Here is a 16,609-nt window from a genome sequence, read left to right as displayed (position 1 = left end):
CTACGAAGAAAGGATTCGCATGTCTATCGATCAACAGATCTCTGACTACTACGGCAAATTGCAGATGAGGAACGCGGGGGAGCCGGAGTTTCACCAGGCGCTCGCGGAAGTGCTTGACTCCCTCAAGATCGTCCTCAACAAGGATCCTCACTACGCTGACTACGGCCTCATCGAGCGGCTCTGCGAGCCAGAGCGCCAACTTGTGTTCCGCGTCCCGTGGGTCGATGACAATGGGCAAATCCAGGTCAACCGCGGCTTCCGCGTACAGTTCAACTCCGCGCTCGGCCCATACAAGGGCGGGCTGCGGTTTCACCCGAGCGTGAACCTGGGCATCATCAAGTTCCTGGGCTTCGAGCAGATCTTCAAGAACTCCCTGACCGGCCTGCCAATCGGCGGCGCGAAAGGTGGGTCCGACTTCGACCCGAAGGGCAAGTCCGACGCCGAGATCATGCGGTTCTGCCAGTCCTTCATGACGGAGCTGCACACCCACATCGGTGAGTACCGCGACGTGCCAGCCGGTGACATCGGCGTTGGCGCCCGCGAGATCGGCTACCTCTTTGGCCAGTACCGCCGCCTGGAAAACAGCCACGAGTCCGGCGTCATCACCGGCAAGGGTTTGAAGTGGGGCGGCTCGCTCGTGCGCACCGAGGCCACCGGCTATGGCCTGGTCTACCTCACCTCCGAAATGATGCAGACGCACGGCGAGTCCTTCGAGGGCTCCAAGGTCATCGTCTCCGGTTCCGGCAACGTGGCTATCTACGCGGCGGAGAAGGTGCAGCAGCTCGGCGGCGTGGTGGTTGCGATGTCGGACTCCTCCGGCTACGTCACCACCCCGAACGGCGTGGACATCGAGCTGCTCAAGGACGTCAAGGAAGTGCGCCGCGGGCGCATCTCCACCTACGCGGCCGAGGCCGGCGAGGGCGTCGAGTACCACCGGGACGGCAACGTGTGGGAAGTCCAGGCGGACGTCGCCCTGCCGTGCGCCACCCAGAACGAGCTTAACGGTGACGACGCCAAACTCCTCGTGGACAATGGTGTCCGCTACGTCGCCGAGGGCGCCAACATGCCGTGCACCCCAGCGGCTGCCCACTACTTCCAGCAGAAGGGAATCGCGTTCGCGCCGGGCAAGGCCGCCAACGCTGGTGGCGTGGCCACTTCCGCGCTGGAGATGCAGCAGAACGCCTCGCGCGACTCCTGGTCCTTCGAGTACACCGACCAGCGTTTGCACGAGATCATGTCGAACATCTTCAAGACGGTCAACGCGACCGCGGAGGAGTACGACATGAAGGGGGACTACGTCGCTGGTGCGAACATTGCGGGCTTCAAGAAGGTTGCTGACGCGATGCTGGCGCAGGGTGTCATCTAGGAATGTATGAATATGCGGTAATGGCATAAAATACGCACGGTTGCCCACTGTCGATGCTGGTTTGATACCGGTTCGGCGGTGGGTAATCGCGTTTTCGGGGGTGGTGGGTAAAAAATATTTCTGAATAACATACACCGGGCCGTATATCTGTTACGCTGCCGTGTATGTCAGAGCAAAAAGTGTTGAAAGTAGCAGTCGCGGGCGCTACCGGGTACGCCGGCGGTGAGATCCTCCGCCTGCTGCTCGGCCACCCGGCATACCTCGCGGGCAAGCTTGAAATCGGTGCGCTCACCGGGGCCTCCAACGCGGGAGCTTCGGTGGGGGAGCTCATGCCGCACCTGCCTGAGCTTGCCAGCCGTGTCATCGAACCCACCACCGTGGAGGTCCTCGCGGGCCAAGACGTTGTCTTCCTTGGCCTGCCGCACGGGCACTCCGCGAAGATCGGCGGAGCGCTGCCGCCAGAGGTCACCGTTATCGACTGCGCTGCGGACTTCCGCTTGCGCAGCGCCGACGCATGGCAGCAGTACTACGGCTCCGAGCACGCCGGGTCCTGGCCGTACGGCCTGCCGGAACTTCCCGGCCACCGCGAGCAGATCGCAGCTGCTACGCGGATCGCGGTGCCCGGCTGCTTCCCGACGGGCGCTACGCTCGCGGCGTGGCCAGCGGTCGCATCCGGCCTGGTCGAGCCGGACCTGACTATCGTCTCCGTCACCGGTGTATCCGGTGCCGGCAAGAAGGCCAGCGTTGCCATGTTGGGTGCGGAAACGATGGGCTCGCTGAAGGCCTACAGCGCGGGCGGCACGCACCGGCATACCCCGGAGATCCAGCAGAACTTGCAGGAAGTGGCGCAGACTCCGGTCGGGATCAGCTTCACGCCGGTGCTCGCGCCGCTGCCGCGTGGCATCCTCACCACCGTGGTGGCGCCGCTTGCCCAGGGCGTGGACGCTGCCGCTGCCCGCGCGGCCTACGAATCCGCCTACGCGGGCGAGCCGTTCGTAACGCTCCTGCCGGCGGGGCAGCAGCCGCAGACGCAGCACGTCGTCGGTTCGAACATGTGCCACGTGCAAGTAGAAGTCGACGAATCAGCCAAGAAACTGGTGGTCACCAGCGCCATCGACAACCTCACCAAAGGCACCGGCGGCGGTGCCATACAGTGCATGAACCTCGCACTCGGGTTTGAGGAGACCGCGGGGCTCTCCCGAGCCGGGGTGGCCCCGTAACCGCCAACCACACCCCATCTCAACACTTCTTTTCGAACAGGACCGTAAAGGACATTTCATCATGAGCACCACTGGTGTTACCGCCCCCAAAGGATTCAGCGCCGCCGCAACCTCGGCCGGCATCAAAGCATCCGGCAAGCCAGACATGGCCGTCGTAGTCAACGAAGGGCCCAAGCAAGCGGCCGCAGCCGTATTCACCCGCAACAAAGTCTTCGCGGCCCCGGTCAAGGTCAGCCGCGAGGCAATCAAAGGCGGCGCGCTCCAAGCCGTCGTGTTTAACTCCGGCAACGCCAACGCCTGCACCGGCACGCAGGGCTTCGAGGACGCCAAGGCGATGCAGCAGCTGACCGCCGCAGGCATCGGGGCGGACGCCTCGCAGGTCGCCGTGTGCTCTACCGGCATTATCGGTGACGTGCTGCCGATGGACAAGGTAGAAAGCGGTATCGGGGTCGTCGTGAAGCAACTCGGCGACCATGGCGCGGACGCCGCCGTCGCAATCAAAACCACGGATACGGTGGCGAAAGAGGTCGTCGTCAAGGGCGACGGTTGGACGCTCGGCGGAATGGGCAAAGGCGCCGGCATGATGGCGCCCTCGCTTGCCACGATGCTCGTGTGCATCACCACCGACGCCGACGTGACAAGCCAGGCGCTGCAGACCGCGCTCGAGAGCGCCGTCGCCACCACCTTCAACACCCTCGATATCGACGGCTCCACCTCCACCAACGACACCGTCATCGTCATGGCCAGTGGCGCAAGCGGTACCACGCCGACACAAGAGGAACTCGACGCCGCGATGCAGGATGCCTGCTCACAGCTTGCCGCCATGATGCAATCCGACGCCGAAGGCGTGACCAAGCGCGTGGCCATCACCGTCGAAGGCGCAACCGACGACGCTCAAGCACTCAACGCAGCACGGGTCATCGGGCGCGACAACCTGGTCAAGACCGCAATGTTCGGCTCCGACCCGAACTGGGGCCGCGTACTCGCCGCCGTCGGCATGGCAGACGCCGAAATGGACGCCGAGAACATCTCCGTCACCTTCAACGGGCAGACCGTCTGCGAACAGTCCGCGGGCGCGCCGGGCGCGCGCGACGTGGACCTAAGCGGTGCGGACATCGAAGTCGTCGTCAACCTCGGCACCAGCGGGCAGGGCAGCGCCACCGTGCGCACCACCGACCTGTCGCACGCCTACGTCGAAATCAACTCCGCATACAGCAGCTAGGAGGCAGTCGTGTTAGCGAATCTCAGCAGCGAGCAGCGGGCAACCGTCCTGGCAGAGGCACTGCCGTGGCTGCAGCACTACCGCGACAAAATCGTGGTGGTCAAATACGGCGGCAACGCCATGATCGACGAAGACCTCAAGGCCGCATTCGCCGCCGACATGGTCTTCCTGCGCATCGTCGGCGCAAAACCTGTGGTTGTGCACGGCGGAGGCCCACAGATCAGCGCGATGCTCAAACGGCTCGGCCTCGACGGCGGCGAGTTCGTCGGCGGGTTCCGCGTCACCACCCCCGAAATCCTCGACGTGGTGCGCATGGTGCTCTTCGGCCAAGTCGGGCGCGACCTGCTGGGCAAGATCAACTCCCACGGGCCGTACGCGGTGGGCACCTCCGGCGAGGACGCCGGCCTGTTCACCGCCACACGGCGCACCGTCGACGTCGACGGCGAAACCCGCGACATCGGGCTTGTCGGCACGATCACCGACGTGAACCCCGCCGCCGTCATGGACATCATCGAAGCAGGACGCATCCCAGTGGTCTCCGGCATCGCGCCGGGCAAAAACGGCGAGGTGTACAACATCAACGCCGACGAAGCCGCCGGTGCGCTTGCCGCTGCGATCGGCGCGGAGCGCCTCGTGGTGCTCACCAACGTGGAGGGCCTCTACACGGACTGGCCGAACAGGGACTCGCTGCTGTCCAAGATCGAGGCCGGCGACCTTGAGCAGATGCTGCCAGCACTGGACACGGGCATGATCCCCAAAATGGAGGCATGCCTGACCGCAGTGCAGGGCGGGGTGAAAGCCGCCCACGTCATCGACGGGCGCGTCGCGCACTCCGTGCTCCTCGAACTGCTCACGATGGGTGGGGTGGGCACCATGGTTCTGCCAGATGATTACGACCGTTCCCAGTACCCGGACGGCACCATTTTTAGAAAGGATGACGCATGAAGGACTTCACACAGCGCTGGGCGGGCGCGCTTCTCGATAACTACCCGGTTCCACCAGTCGAGCTGACGAAAGGCTCCGGCGCGATTGTGACGGACGCCGACGGTGCGCGTTACATCGACATGCTGGCCGGCATCGCGGTCAACTCGCTCGGACATGCACACCCGGCAATCATTGAGGCGGTCACCAACCAGCTATCGACGCTCGGCCACGTCTCCAACCTGTTCGGTTCCGCACCCGTGGTCGAGGTTGCCGAAGCACTCCGGGAGCGCGTCGGTGACGACACCGCCCGCGTCTACTTCTGCAACTCCGGTACCGAGGCCAACGAGGCCGCCTTCAAACTCGCGCGACTGACCGGCCGCCACCGCATCCTCGCAGCGCAGCACGGGTTCCACGGGCGCACCATGGGTGCGCTCGCGATGACCGGCCAGCCCGACAAGCAAAAGCCGTTCGAACCCATGCCCGCAGGCGTTGAGTTCTACCCCTACGGTGACATCGACGCGCTCACCGCACTGGTAGAGCAGGACCCGTCGGACACCGCGGCGATCATCCTGGAACCAATCCAGGGCGAGACCGGCGTCATTCCCGCCCCGGAAGGCTTCCTCACTCAGGTGCGCCAGCTGTGCGACACGTACGGCATCCTCTTCATCGTCGACGAGGTGCAAACCGGCGTCGGCCGCACCGGTGACTTCTTCGCCTTCCAACACGAGGGCGTGCTCGCGGACGTCATCACCATGGCGAAGGGTCTCGGCGCGGGCCTGCCGATTGGCGCGACGATTGCCCGCGGCGAGGCGGCGAAGCTCTTCACCCCGGGCAGCCACGGCACCACGTTCGGCGGCAACCCCGTCTCGTGCGCGGCGGCCAGGGCAGTGCTGGCCACCATCGACGAAGGGTTCCTCGCGGAGGTGCGTCGCAAAGGGAAAGTGCTTTACGACGCCACCTCGGCCATCCCGGGCGTCAAAGAGGTCCGCGGGCGTGGGCTCATGCTCGGCGTGGTGCTGGAGCAGCCGGTGGCGAAGCGCGTCGTCACGCTGGGCCTCGAGCACGGCGTGATCCTGAATGCGCCGGCAGACGACGTGATCCGCCTGACGCCGCCGCTGGTGATCAGTGACGAGGAGATTGCGCAGGCGGTTGAGGGCCTCGCGGCCGCGATTGCGGAGGCTTCACAGTAAGCCGACAGGCTTGACGGATCGTCTTCACATGTGTTGTAATTTGGTTGTTCAATTCATTAATTGAACGTTTGTGATTGGGGTGGGCGTTCCACCCTTGTGCCTTCTACATTCCTTGCTCGGAATAGGTACAACCAACCCAACGTGAAAGTCGAGAGCATGGCCTTCTCTGCCAAGAAAACCTTCCCAGCTGTCATTCTCAGCGCCGCGATGATGTGGTCGGTGACCGGATGTAGCTCACCAGCAAACGACGAGGCCGCCCCAGAGGCGAGCCAAACCGTCGCGGATGCTGCACACACCCTCACCATCACGGATATCACGGGAAACACGATTGAGCTGGAGAAACCACTCGAACACGCCGCCATCCAGCTGTCTGGGTCAGGCGGGCCGCTTTTGACGATGGCGGCCCTCGACCGGGACAACTACACGTCCAAGATTGCTGCGATGGACAAAGGCCTCGAGGCGAACCGACAAGATCTATGGGACCTTTTGCTTGAGGCGAACCCGGAGCTTGCTGATATCCCGAAGATTGGTGATGCGACGAAGGATCAGATCTCCGCCGAACAACTTCTGACGATGGGTGTCGACGGAGTTATTGCTCCGGTTCGCCAAAAGGCAAAAATGGATGTCATCGCTGAAAAAACGGGCATCCCGGTAATCTACATCGATTACCACAGTCAGAAACTGGAAAACCACCTCGCTTCCACAAAGATCATTGCGGAGGCTACCGGTTTGACCAAGAACGTCGACGAGATCACGAAGTTCTACGAAGACGTGGTCGGCGACATTGAGGAGCGCGCCGCGAAGCTCGACCGCTCTACCTCGGTGTACTTTGAAACCAGCTCGAGCGGTCCGACCGAGTTCGGCAACACCTACGGTGCTGACATCATGTGGGGCGCCATCTTGAACGCCGTAGGCGCTGACAACATTGCCACGCACTTCATGGCCCCCAACGACGCGGAAGCGCTGTCAGCAGAGCAGGTGTTAGTCAGCAACCCGGACAAGATTATTTTTGCGGGCTCCCTCTGGGCCAACCAGCCGGACTCCGTCAAGATGGGCTTTTCGGTGTCGAAGGACGAAGCGCTTGCTTCACTCAAGCCTTACCGTGAGCGCGAAGGTTGGGACAAGCTGACCGCTATCCAGAACAACGAGCTCTACGCCATCGGGCACCCGATGACCCGCGAAATGCTCGACTTCTACTCCTACGCCCAGCTTGCCAAGCTCTTCCACCCAGACGAGTTCGCAGACTTGGATCCGGAAGCCCTGATCAAGGAGTACTTCGACAATTACATGCCAATCCCATACGAGGGAACCTGGTTCATCAAGTATGAGTAAGGCAACAGAAAAAGGCCTCCCGAAAGGGCTACTGGTCGCATTTGCCATTTTGGCGGTCGTAGTCCTTTTCGTGGCGGATCTATGCGTCGGCCCCGCCAACATCAAGCTCTCAAACTTCTCCGCTGTGCTAGATCCTGACTCGGTCGAGCACGTTGCGTTCTTCCGTATGCGCATGCCCGCTGCCCTCATGGCAGTTGGAGTGGGGATGAGCCTGGGGTTGGCGGGTGCCGTCATGCAGACGATCCTCAACAACCCGCTTGCCAGCCCGTTCACGCTCGGAGTGTCGTCTGCGGCCAGCTTGGGTGCCGCGATCGTGTTCGTGATGGCAGTGCCGATGGTGTTCGTCACCGGAGGGGCGCTGCTCCTCGCGCTGCTTTCCGTCCTGATCATTTTCGCAGTGGGCAAGTACATCGAGATGAGTAACTCCTCGCTCGTGCTGGCCGGCATTGCGCTGAACTTCCTCTTCGACGCGTTCCTGTCACTCATCCAGTACCGGGCCTCCGAAGAAAGCCTGTCATACATTGTCTTTTGGACGATGGGCGGGCTCACCCGGGCGTCATACCCGCAGGCGTGGGTCTTGCTTTCAACCTTTGTCGTTGTTTTCGCGGTGCTGCTGCGCAACGCCTGGAACCTGACCGCCCTGAAATTCGGCGAAGCACGTGCGGAAGCACTCGGTGTCAACGTCGGGCGAGTGAAGATCCTTTCCCTGGTCCTCGCCTCAATCCTTACTGCGCTTGCGGTAAGCTTCTGCGGAAAGATCGGGTTCATCGGGCTGGCGGCGCCGCACTTGGCACGCCGCCTGGTTTCCGAAGACCAACGCTTCTACCTGACAAGCTCCGCGATCCTCGGCGCGATGATCCTGCTTGTCTCCTCAATCCTTTCCAAGCTGATCGTTCCGGGCGTGGTGGTGCCCATCGGCATCATCAGCTCGATCATCGGCATCCCATTCCTGGTCTACGCGCTGACCAGCCAGCGCCGTCAAAGGGCGGTGTAGCGCATGATCACGGTCAACAACTTCTCCTTTGATTATGGCGACCGCCAGATCATCGACAACATCAGCTTCCAGGCAAAGCCTGGTGAGGTCACCGTGTTGATGGGGCGCAACGGCGCAGGTAAAACCACGCTGATGACGTCGATAGCCCGCTCAGGCAAGCCTGGCCGCGGCAAGAAAGTCACTGGCGAGATTACGACCACCGGCAACATTTCGTACCTGAACCAGCACACGGAAGGCGACCTACCGTTTACAGTGTTTGAAACGGTGATGATCGGAAAAGTAGCCAAGCTCGGGATCCGCACCACGCAAGAGGACGTCGACGACGTCAACGAAGTACTCGACATGCTTGAGCTGCAGCCCCTGCGCGACGTCGCCATCCGCAATCTGTCCGGCGGCCAACGCCAAAAAGTCTTCATCGGGCAGGCCATGGTCAAGCGGCCAGACATTTTGCTTTTCGACGAGCCCACGTCCGCACTCGACATCGAAAACCAATACAGAATCCTGCACCAAATCAAGGCGCTCACGGTTGAGCGCAACATCACGACGGTAGTGAGCCTGCACCAGATCGACCTGATCGAGCGCTTCGCGGACCACATCATCGTGCTCCACGAAGGCAAGATCTACGCCGAAGGAACACCTGCCGAAGTGTTCACGAAGCAGACATTCCGTGACGTCTACTCCGTCGAGGCGATTCTGGCAGGCGTCAAGGACCGGATCCTCTTCGGGTTCGACCTCCTCGACCACCCGAAGATCCCGCCCGAGCACGCCCCAACGTCACTCGACTAGTCCCGGTGGCGGGTCAGGGAAAGCGCCCGCTGCTGGTCCAACACCTCAAAGTAGGGCAGCGGATCAATGTCCAACGCCTCGACGTAATCCGTCAGCATGGCGCGCACCACGCTGTGCAGGTTCTCAGCATCCCACGGTTTGGCAATGTAGTAGTCCAGGTCGGCCTCGTTGACCGCGTGCACGGTGTCTTCGAGCTGCGCCTGGCCGGTGACCAGCACTTTGCGTGTCGCTGCGGTGCGCGGGTCCTGTGCCATCTGCACTAAAAACTCCACCCCGGTGGTGCCGGGCATGCGGTGGTCACACAGGGCGAGTGCGAGGACATCGCCGTCGTCGCTGAGCTCGTCGATCACTTCCCAGGCCTCGTCGGCGCTGGAGGCAACCTCCAGGCGAACGACGTCTGCGAAGGGGAGTAGGTCGCGCTCAAGGGCGGCGCGCACTTCGGCTTCATCTTCAAGAATCAGAATGGTGAGGTTCATGGTGTCTCCTTGGTCCGTTGATACGTAGGCGAACGCTGGCTTGGGTGCCCCGCGGGGAGGACTCCAGCGTGATGGTTCCGTGGTGCTTATTGATGATGCTGCGGCACACGCTCAGGCCGATCCCCATCCCGAAGCGCACCTGGCCGTTTTTCGTGGTAAACCGTGGCTCGAAGAGCTGCTCGAGGCGCTCGCCGGGGATGCCGGGGCCGTCGTCAATAATGTCGACTTCGATCCAGCCCGGCTCAGGCGCACTCGTGCGGATCGTGACTGTGCTGCCAACGCCCGTGTCCTGTATCGCCTCGGCCGCGTTGGTCAGCAGGTTCGTCCACACCTGGGCCAGCTGGCCAGGCATACACGTGATGCGGGGCAGCTCCGCGTAATCGCGAATGACCTCGACGTGGTCGAGTCGGTGCGAGATGAGGCGGAGGGTGTCGTCGATACCCTCGTGGATGTTGACGTCGGTGACGGGGTCGCCGTCAGGCCGCGCGTAGGAGCGCAGCGAGGCGACAAGCTCCGTGATGCGGGTCGCCGCAGTAGAGAGGTTGCGCACCCCAGTGCCGATCGCCGCGGCGCGCTCAATAGTTTCGAAGTCAAGTTTGCGGGAGCGCGCAACCTGCTTGGCAAAGGTGGCGTCGTGAAGCCCGGCGAGCACCCAGCGCTGCGCAAGCGCGCGATCCCCGATGACCTCCGCCAGTTCGCGCCGCAGCCTGCGCGCCTCCTTCGTACTCACCGAGGGCGCCAGTTTCGCCTGCTCGAACGCCTTCAGCACGCCCTCGCGCCACCGCCGATTCGGGCTCGCCGCAAGCAGCTTGTCGACGTCCTCTCCGAGATGCGCCGCCGTACGCTCAATGGCAGCCATCGGGTTGTTGAGCTCGTGGGCAACTCCCGCCGCCAGCTCACCGAGCGAGGCGAACCTCGCCTGGCTCATCAACTCGCGGCGGGCCTCCTCCAGGTTCCGAAGCGCGGTGCTGAGACGGGCCCGCTCCTGTTCTAGCTCCACGGTCATCTCGTGCTGGTGGACCTGGCTGTCTTCGGAGCGGCGCAGACGCCGGTCGTAGGAACGCACCAGCAACACCGCGAGCAAGCGGTCCAGGCCGGGGGCGATGTCGAGCAGGTAGTTGAGCTGGTCCATCGGCAGCTGCACCGCGGTGACCTCTGTGGTAGTCCGCGCGGTGAAGAACCCGACGCGCGTGCCCGCGAGCGCCAACAACCCGATGACCAGGCCCGTCGAGCCACGGTGCATCGTGATGTCTCCCGCGTCCGTGGTGCGTTGCAGCACCACATCGCCCGACATGGTCAAGATGACCTCTTCGACCTCCTTGCCCTCCGTGGTCAGGTTCACCCCGGGAGGGAACACCAGGCGTGGTTGGCGCCCAAGGTGGCGGTCCGCGGCGTCAATGATGCGCCCGACAATCTCCTCATTGGTCAGTTCCACATCCAGCGCTGGCGCAGCCGGCTGGTCGTACTGGGCCGCGAGCTCCGGACTGTCACGGTAGCGCGACGCCCAATACCGCGTCAGCTGCTGCTGCAGGTTCCGCGCGAGCGCGTCCTCGTGGATCTCCGGCGTGTACACCAGCATGTCCAGCCTGCCCAGCTCACTGAGCCGGTCAAGGCCCGACACAGAAGGAGCGGTGGTCAATACGATGATGCGGGTGTGTTCGTAGTGGGCGTCGTGAAGAAACTCGACGAGCGGATGATCAGCGGTCAGCCCATGCTCGTGCACTGTGACGGTGATGAGCGCGAGGTCATCCGTCCGCGGCAGATCGGTGAGCGAAGGGAAGGTGAGTACCGTGTGCGTGCCCCCGAACGCGTCGCGGACAATGCTCTGCACGGTGCGCGAGGACTCCGAAGCGCCAATCACCGCGATTTTCGAGTGCGGAATCATCTACAGCAACCCCATCCACGTCCAAAGTGAAGGCATCACCAGGATCAGCAGGACCGTGGCCACGGTGCCCACCACCAAGCCAACCAGCGCCATCTGCGGAATCGAGATTTCCTTCGTCGCGTACGCGATCGCGTTCGGCGGGGTAGAAATCGGCAGCGACATACCCAGCGAGCACGCAATGGCCACAACCACCGCGATGAGCAACGGGCTTGGTTCCGAAAGGGTGACAGCGAGCGACACCGCCAACGGCACCAGCAGGTTCGCCGCCGCCGAGTGGGAAATGACATTCGCCATGCCAAAACCAATCAGGCCCAGCAGCACCAAAATCATCAGCGGGCCGAGCACCTTCCAATCCACGGAGCCAACCAGCCAATCGTCCAGGCCAGTCGCCCCAACACCCGTGCCCAGCGCAATACCACCGGAGACCAGCCACAACACCGGCCAGTCCAGCGCCTGGACGTCCTTGCCCTTCATCACCTTGAGGCTCAAAAGCGCAACGACGGGGAAGAACCCGACGACGTTCGAGGAGACACCGTGCAGCGGCTCACTCATCCACAGGGCGATTGTCAGCCCCGCCACCGCGTAAAACAGCTTCGCGTTTGTCGACGTATCCCAGGACGCGTCCATCTCGATCGAAATCCGTGTCTCCGCAGGGATGAAGACGAGGCAGAGGAACAACCAAGCCAGCGCCAGCACCACCAGCATGAACGGGACCGCGAGCAGCATCCACTGCACGAACGACACCCTGATGCCGTATTCCGCCAGCGCGCCAATCGCGATCGCGTTCGGCGGCGTTCCCACCGGCGTACCGATGCCACCAACGTTGGCAGCCAGCGGAATGGACAACGCCACACCCGCCCGTACCTTGCCCGCCGGCAGCGTACGAAGAATGGGAATGACGACGGCAAACATCGTCGCCGTCGTCGCCGTATTCGACATGAACATGCTGAGCACCGCGGTGATGAGCATGATCCCAAGCACCGTGAGCCGCGCCTTGTCGGGGAACGGCCGCAGCATGATCGCCGCCAAGTTCTTGTCCAGCCCGAACTTTTCAGCGCCATGCGCAATCATGAACCCGCCCAGGAACAGGATGATGACGGGGTTCGCCAGCGCCGCAAAGTAGTCAGACGCGGGCAGCACCGTCTCCTTCAACGCCTCGACGCCACCCGTCGGGTCGACGATAGCGCCCTTCGAGAGCAGGATGACCTCGAGGAAGATGACCAGCACGGCGGTCGCGGTCAGCGGAATCGGCTCGAGGATCCAAAAGACGATCGCCAGGAGGAAAATCGAGAGCATCCGCTGGCCTGGTGCCTCGAGCCCGGGAATGCTGAAAAGGAAGGGTAGCGCGAAGAGTACCACGCCAATAATCAGGCCCGCCCACTGTTTCTTCGAAAGTGACGGGGTGCGCTGCTGGAGCGCCGGTGGTGGAATCGTTCCATGCTGTACAGCCATACCTTTGTATCCTAATCGTATGACCAGCGAATTTGGGAGGTTAGGATAATCAGAATGAAACACTCAAAGATTTTCGCCGTAGCACTGGCCGCCACCTGCTTATCGACGGCCACTTCGTGCACCACCCAACCACTACCGTTCGAGCAAAACCCCACGCCACCGGCTTCGGAGGAAGCCTCGTCAGAGTCAGAGTCCGATCCGGGCGTGATGGACGAGCCCGCCTTCGAAGACGCCATCGTTGCCATCTGGACGAAGACTGATGAGATGCGCGGCATCGGTGTTCCCGAGTCCGAAATCGAAGACTTGCAGGCCCGCACCGACAAGCGCGACGAGTCGATGGGGCAGCGCGCAATGTTTTATGTCACTGAGGCAGACAAGCTCAGCGAGCAGTACGCGTCAGTGACTGAAGATGGGTCCTAAGCCCAGATCGGTCCGGTGCGAGTGTGGTAGCCAGCAGGCTCCACGTGCACGATTGTCTCCGATTCGCCGATAGCCTCGGTGATGCCGTCCTCGATGGCGTCGGCGTGATCGTGGGAGTACGCCACAGTCCAGTCGCCTGGGACTTGAACGACGATGCTGACAAGCCGGTCGCGGCCAAAGGCGGCGGTACGCACCGAGGTGAATTCGACGTCGTGCGCGGCAGCGTAGCTATCGAGGAAGCCGTGGAGCTTCTCCAGCTCATCCTTCGGCAGCGCTTCCGAGAGCAAGCCGAGGACGGCGCCCTTGAGCAGTCGGTAGCCGGTGAAGAGAACATTAAAGCCGACGCATAACGCGATGATGGGGTCGAGCAGCTGCCAGCCGGTCAGCCAGACTGCCGCGATGCCGACGATGACACCTACCGTGGTCCACACATCGGTGAGGAGATGGTGGCCGTCCGCGTCTAGCGTTGAAGAGCGGTACTTCTTTCCAGCCTTCACCAGCGCAACGCCGACTACGAGGTTCAACACGGTCGCAGCAACCGAGAACGCCAGGCCGATGCTGATCTGTTCAACCGGCTGCGGATGCAGGATGCGTTGCACCGACGTGTAGATAATGGCCACCGATGCAACCAAGATGAGTGAGCCTTCCACCTGTGCGGAAAAATACTCCGCTTTGGCGTGGCCGAAGTTGTGGTTCTCATCCGCGGGCTTCGCGGAAAGTTTGAGTGCCCACAGGCCCACGAGTGCAGCGATCAAGTTAATGACGGATTCGATGGCGTCGGACAAGAAGCCAACTGATCCGGTCACGCCAGCTGCGGCTGCCTTGAGCGCAATAGTGAGGACTGACGCGGCAATCGAGAGCCACATGAACCGTTCGAGGCGGCGCTGTTCCTGTTTGCGCTCGGTGTTTATTTCGGACAGTGGCATCGCTGTTCTTTCGCCTTTCCCAAATTGACCTGCAATATCGTAGCAGCCGGGGAGTGGGGAATGGGAGATCGATTGGCGGAGATCTGCGAGAAGCGATGTCATCCTGCCCCGGCAATGGCCTATCAAAACGGAGATATACCTTAAGGACAAACAACCGAATATTTGATAATTGATTTATAAATTAATGAAACAGAAAGTATAAAATGGTCAAACAAACAATTGAACAGCAGAAGGTCAAGCGGGGGGTTGAAATTTAATATTTCAGGGCTGTTCCTGTGGTATTTCTGGGAAAATTCCAGATGGCAGTACGTTTGTACTGGTAGGGACTACCCTAATTAAGGGGTAAACGAAATGTATAAAAATATGAATGTAACTTTTATAAAGTCGCTCGGAGAGGGGATATATATGCTATGGGACGTAAAGTATGCAAATAGGGCCTTAACGAATTCTGAATTCTTGCCAGGAATGTATGGTGTTTGGCATGTCAAATACTTCTAGCGCCTCTATGGCAGCGGACATCAAGGGTCCGCCGATTAAACCCGTCAGTCACGGCAAGGCGGTGCTGTTCCTCGCTCTCGGCACCGCGTTCCTTGCAGGCACCCCACTGTGGGTCAAGGCTACCAACATGGATCCGGCGACGCAGGCGTTCCTGCGTGTTGTGATCGGTTGCCTCGTATTGATCCCGTTCGGTGTTATGGAAATCCGCAAGAAAGCGTCGCTGAGCAAGAAGGGCATCATGCTCTCCATTGCCTCCGGCCTCTTCCTAGGTGTGGACTTCACGTGCTGGAACTACTCCATTTTCTACGTAGGCGCTGGTATTGCCGCGATTCTGCTGAACCTGCAGGTCATTATCGTGCCGATGCTTACGGCAGTCTTTGATAAGTACAAGATTCCGCCAGTCTTCCTGATCCTTGTCCCGATCATGGCTGTCGGCGTGATGCTGACCGGTGGCGTCTTCGAAGCAGCTGAAGCATCCGGTGGTCCAGAAACCATCTACGGCATCAAGACCGCGACGCTGGGCACCATCTTCGGCCTGACCTCCGGTGTGTGCTACTCGTTCTACCTCTACCTCTCCCGCAAGGCTGGTACCTCCGCACGCAAGGACCTTTACGTCCAGCCGATGATGTACACGATGGCTGCCCAGGCTATCCCGCCAACAATCGTGGCATTCTTCATCTCGCCGCGTAAGGGATTCGACTTTGTGAACGGCGTCCTGATTGACGGACAGCTCCCACTGGTTGACCCTGAGCACACCGTCGGCGACGCGCTGACGACTTGGAACTGGTTCAACCTCATCTGCTTGGCTATCCTCGGCCAGGCGCTGGCATGGACCTTCGTCCAGTACGGCACGGTCTGGCTCGACCCGACCCTGTCTGCAGGTATCCTGCTGCTCTCGCCGGTGACCTCCGTCATCATTGCAGCTCCGCTGTTCGGCGAGATCCCATCGGTACTCCAGATCGTCGGTATCTTCCTGATTTTGGGTACAGTGGCATACCAGAACGGACTGTTCACAATGTTTACAAAATCGAAGATGAAACCGGACCACGAAAATCCCGATCATTCACTCGATGAACAACTCATCAGAGAGGGACTAGCGCCCGGACATTCACCGGAAGAAGCCTCGGATAACCCGAAGAAGCATCACCATCACCACTAATTCGGAGTAGGTTCGGGGCGAACCTCAAGATTTCACAACTACAGTGAAAACCCGAACCCCGTCTGTTCTGAAAGGACAGGCGGGGCATCGGCAAATAATCGAATAATCATCGTCAACGAGCAAGGAGAAGAAATGAAGCTGACCCAGCGCGAACAGGAAAAGCTGCTCATCGTGGTTGCTGCCGATGTGGCACGTCGCCGCAAGGAGCGTGGCGTGAAGTTGAACTACCCAGAGTCGGTAGCGCTCATCACGGACTACCTCATGGAGGGCGCCCGCGACGGCAAGACCGTAGCGCAGCTGATGTCTGAAGGCATCCAGGTACTTACCCGTGACGACGTCATGGAAGGCGTTCCAGAGATGATCTCTGACGTCCAGGTTGAGGCAACCTTCCCTGACGGCACCAAGCTTGTCACTGTCCACAACCCAATCCGATAAAAGGAGACTATCCATGATTCCAGGCGAGTACTTCATCACTGAAGGCAAGGTCATCCTGAACGAAGGCAGCGAATCGATCACGCTCGAGGTGAAGAACACCGGCGACCGCCCGATCCAGGTCGGTTCCCACTTCCACTTCGCAGAAGCCAACAGCGCTCTCGAGTTCGACCGCGAAGCTGCGATGGGCAAGCGCCTCGATATCCCATCGGGCACCGCAGCCCGTCTCGAGCCAGGCGATTCCCGCACCGTTGAGCTCATCGACTTCGGCGGCAAGCGCGAAGTTCACGGCTTCAACGGCAAGGTCAACGGCCCAGTCAAGTAAAC

The 16,609-nt window shown here is 61.2% G+C and carries 16 protein-coding genes; 12 read left to right on the top strand and 4 right to left on the bottom strand.

What is annotated here, in order from left to right; all coding sequences use genetic code 11:
• Window positions 1-19: 19 nt before the first annotated feature.
• From gdhA to BJP07_RS00300, 8 genes are all read left to right on the top strand, one after another.
• A complete protein-coding gene (gene gdhA / locus BJP07_RS00335; protein WP_071565531.1) occupies window positions 20-1,366 on the top strand; it encodes an NADP-specific glutamate dehydrogenase in 1,347 nt (448 codons plus the stop codon).
• A gap of 164 nt (window positions 1,367-1,530) precedes the next feature.
• Entirely contained in the window at window positions 1,531-2,586 is a 1,056-nt protein-coding gene (gene argC, locus BJP07_RS00330; RefSeq protein ID WP_071565530.1) for an N-acetyl-gamma-glutamyl-phosphate reductase, read from the top strand.
• Between the two features lie 61 nt (window positions 2,587-2,647).
• A complete protein-coding gene (argJ, locus tag BJP07_RS00325; protein ID WP_071565529.1) occupies window positions 2,648-3,808 on the top strand; it encodes a bifunctional glutamate N-acetyltransferase/amino-acid acetyltransferase ArgJ in 1,161 nt (386 codons plus the stop codon).
• A gap of 9 nt (window positions 3,809-3,817) precedes the next feature.
• Entirely contained in the window at window positions 3,818-4,753 is a 936-nt protein-coding gene (gene argB / locus BJP07_RS00320; protein ID WP_071565528.1) for an acetylglutamate kinase, read from the top strand.
• On the top strand, window positions 4,750-5,922 hold the full coding sequence (locus tag BJP07_RS00315; RefSeq protein ID WP_071565527.1) for an acetylornithine transaminase: 1,173 nt from the start codon (window positions 4,750-4,752) through the stop codon (window positions 5,920-5,922). Before argB ends, BJP07_RS00315 begins: the two co-directional genes overlap by 4 nt.
• Window positions 5,923-6,078: 156 nt before the next feature.
• The gene (locus BJP07_RS00310; protein ID WP_071565526.1) at window positions 6,079-7,254 is read left to right on the top strand and encodes an ABC transporter substrate-binding protein; all 1,176 of its coding nucleotides are present in this window, start codon (window positions 6,079-6,081) and stop codon (window positions 7,252-7,254) included.
• Window positions 7,247-8,248: an iron ABC transporter permease gene (locus BJP07_RS00305; RefSeq protein WP_071565525.1), complete on the top strand. Its 1,002-nt coding sequence runs from the start codon at window positions 7,247-7,249 to the stop codon at window positions 8,246-8,248. The genes BJP07_RS00310 and BJP07_RS00305 overlap by 8 nt, the downstream gene beginning before the upstream one ends.
• A gap of 3 nt (window positions 8,249-8,251) precedes the next feature.
• The gene (locus BJP07_RS00300) at window positions 8,252-9,034 is read left to right on the top strand and encodes an ABC transporter ATP-binding protein (protein ID WP_071565524.1); all 783 of its coding nucleotides are present in this window, start codon (window positions 8,252-8,254) and stop codon (window positions 9,032-9,034) included.
• On the opposite strand, the gene BJP07_RS00295 is transcribed toward BJP07_RS00300, so the two are convergent.
• Genes BJP07_RS00295 through BJP07_RS00285 form a run of 3 tightly spaced genes read right to left on the bottom strand, consistent with a single transcriptional unit; the run spans window position 9,031 to window position 12,847 of the window.
• Window positions 9,031-9,510, bottom strand: coding sequence for a response regulator (locus BJP07_RS00295; protein ID WP_071565523.1), 480 nt, complete (start codon window positions 9,508-9,510; stop codon window positions 9,031-9,033). The genes BJP07_RS00300 and BJP07_RS00295 overlap by 4 nt on opposite strands.
• Window positions 9,485-11,395: a sensor histidine kinase gene (locus BJP07_RS00290; protein WP_083583955.1), complete on the bottom strand. Its 1,911-nt coding sequence runs from the start codon at window positions 11,393-11,395 to the stop codon at window positions 9,485-9,487. Before BJP07_RS00290 ends, BJP07_RS00295 begins: the two co-directional genes overlap by 26 nt.
• Complete coding sequence (locus tag BJP07_RS00285) at window positions 11,396-12,847, bottom strand: DASS family sodium-coupled anion symporter (RefSeq protein WP_071565522.1); 1,452 nt, start codon at window positions 12,845-12,847, stop codon at window positions 11,396-11,398.
• Window positions 12,848-12,901: 54 nt separating this feature from the next.
• On the opposite strand from BJP07_RS00285, the gene BJP07_RS10905 reads away from it, so the two are divergent.
• Entirely contained in the window at window positions 12,902-13,267 is a 366-nt protein-coding gene (locus tag BJP07_RS10905) for a hypothetical protein (RefSeq protein ID WP_143109610.1), read from the top strand.
• Here BJP07_RS10905 and BJP07_RS00270 read toward each other — a convergent pair.
• Window positions 13,264-14,193 (bottom strand): cation diffusion facilitator family transporter, encoded by a 930-nt coding sequence (locus tag BJP07_RS00270; protein ID WP_071565519.1) that lies wholly within the window; start codon window positions 14,191-14,193, stop codon window positions 13,264-13,266. The genes BJP07_RS10905 and BJP07_RS00270 overlap by 4 nt on opposite strands.
• 481 nt (window positions 14,194-14,674) lie before the next feature.
• On the opposite strand from BJP07_RS00270, the gene BJP07_RS00265 reads away from it, so the two are divergent.
• The 3 genes from BJP07_RS00265 to BJP07_RS00255 all read left to right on the top strand — a co-directional run bounded on the left by BJP07_RS00265 (window position 14,675) and on the right by BJP07_RS00255 (window position 16,607).
• Window positions 14,675-15,850, top strand: a complete 1,176-nt coding sequence (locus BJP07_RS00265) for a DMT family transporter (protein ID WP_071565543.1) — start codon at window positions 14,675-14,677, stop codon at window positions 15,848-15,850.
• Between the two features lie 132 nt (window positions 15,851-15,982).
• Window positions 15,983-16,285: an urease subunit gamma gene (locus BJP07_RS00260; protein ID WP_070362895.1), complete on the top strand. Its 303-nt coding sequence runs from the start codon at window positions 15,983-15,985 to the stop codon at window positions 16,283-16,285.
• 13 nt (window positions 16,286-16,298) lie between these two features.
• Window positions 16,299-16,607, top strand: a complete 309-nt coding sequence (locus tag BJP07_RS00255) for an urease subunit beta (RefSeq protein ID WP_071565518.1) — start codon at window positions 16,299-16,301, stop codon at window positions 16,605-16,607.
• Window positions 16,608-16,609: the final 2 nt, after the last annotated feature.

This window comes from Corynebacterium sp. NML130628 (assembly GCF_001875665.1).
Classification (GTDB): Bacteria; Actinomycetota; Actinomycetes; order Mycobacteriales; family Mycobacteriaceae; genus Corynebacterium.
The sequence above is the reverse complement of the archived record's forward strand: the minus strand, read 5'-3'. Positions and strand labels throughout refer to the sequence as shown.

Excerpts from the sequence above, each read along its gene's own strand:
- gdhA (WP_071565531.1), top strand. The coding sequence starts at position 20 with ATGTCTATCGATCAACAGATCTCTGACTACTACGGCAAATTGCAGATG.
- argC (WP_071565530.1), top strand. The coding sequence starts at position 1,531 with ATGTCAGAGCAAAAAGTGTTGAAAGTAGCAGTCGCGGGCGCTACCGGG.
- argJ (WP_071565529.1), top strand. The coding sequence starts at position 2,648 with ATGAGCACCACTGGTGTTACCGCCCCCAAAGGATTCAGCGCCGCCGCA.
- BJP07_RS00315 (WP_071565527.1), top strand. The coding sequence starts at position 4,750 with ATGAAGGACTTCACACAGCGCTGGGCGGGCGCGCTTCTCGATAACTAC.
- BJP07_RS00310 (WP_071565526.1), top strand. The coding sequence starts at position 6,079 with ATGGCCTTCTCTGCCAAGAAAACCTTCCCAGCTGTCATTCTCAGCGCC.
- BJP07_RS00305 (WP_071565525.1), top strand. The coding sequence starts at position 7,247 with ATGAGTAAGGCAACAGAAAAAGGCCTCCCGAAAGGGCTACTGGTCGCA.
- BJP07_RS00300 (WP_071565524.1), top strand. The coding sequence starts at position 8,252 with ATGATCACGGTCAACAACTTCTCCTTTGATTATGGCGACCGCCAGATC.
- BJP07_RS00295 (WP_071565523.1), bottom strand. The coding sequence starts at position 9,510 with ATGAACCTCACCATTCTGATTCTTGAAGATGAAGCCGAAGTGCGCGCC.
- BJP07_RS00290 (WP_083583955.1), bottom strand. The coding sequence starts at position 11,395 with ATGATTCCGCACTCGAAAATCGCGGTGATTGGCGCTTCGGAGTCCTCG.
- BJP07_RS00285 (WP_071565522.1), bottom strand. The coding sequence starts at position 12,847 with ATGGCTGTACAGCATGGAACGATTCCACCACCGGCGCTCCAGCAGCGC.
- BJP07_RS10905 (WP_143109610.1), top strand. The coding sequence starts at position 12,902 with ATGAAACACTCAAAGATTTTCGCCGTAGCACTGGCCGCCACCTGCTTA.
- BJP07_RS00270 (WP_071565519.1), bottom strand. The coding sequence starts at position 14,193 with ATGCCACTGTCCGAAATAAACACCGAGCGCAAACAGGAACAGCGCCGC.
- BJP07_RS00265 (WP_071565543.1), top strand. The coding sequence starts at position 14,675 with ATGTCAAATACTTCTAGCGCCTCTATGGCAGCGGACATCAAGGGTCCG.
- BJP07_RS00260 (WP_070362895.1), top strand. The coding sequence starts at position 15,983 with ATGAAGCTGACCCAGCGCGAACAGGAAAAGCTGCTCATCGTGGTTGCT.
- BJP07_RS00255 (WP_071565518.1), top strand. The coding sequence starts at position 16,299 with ATGATTCCAGGCGAGTACTTCATCACTGAAGGCAAGGTCATCCTGAAC.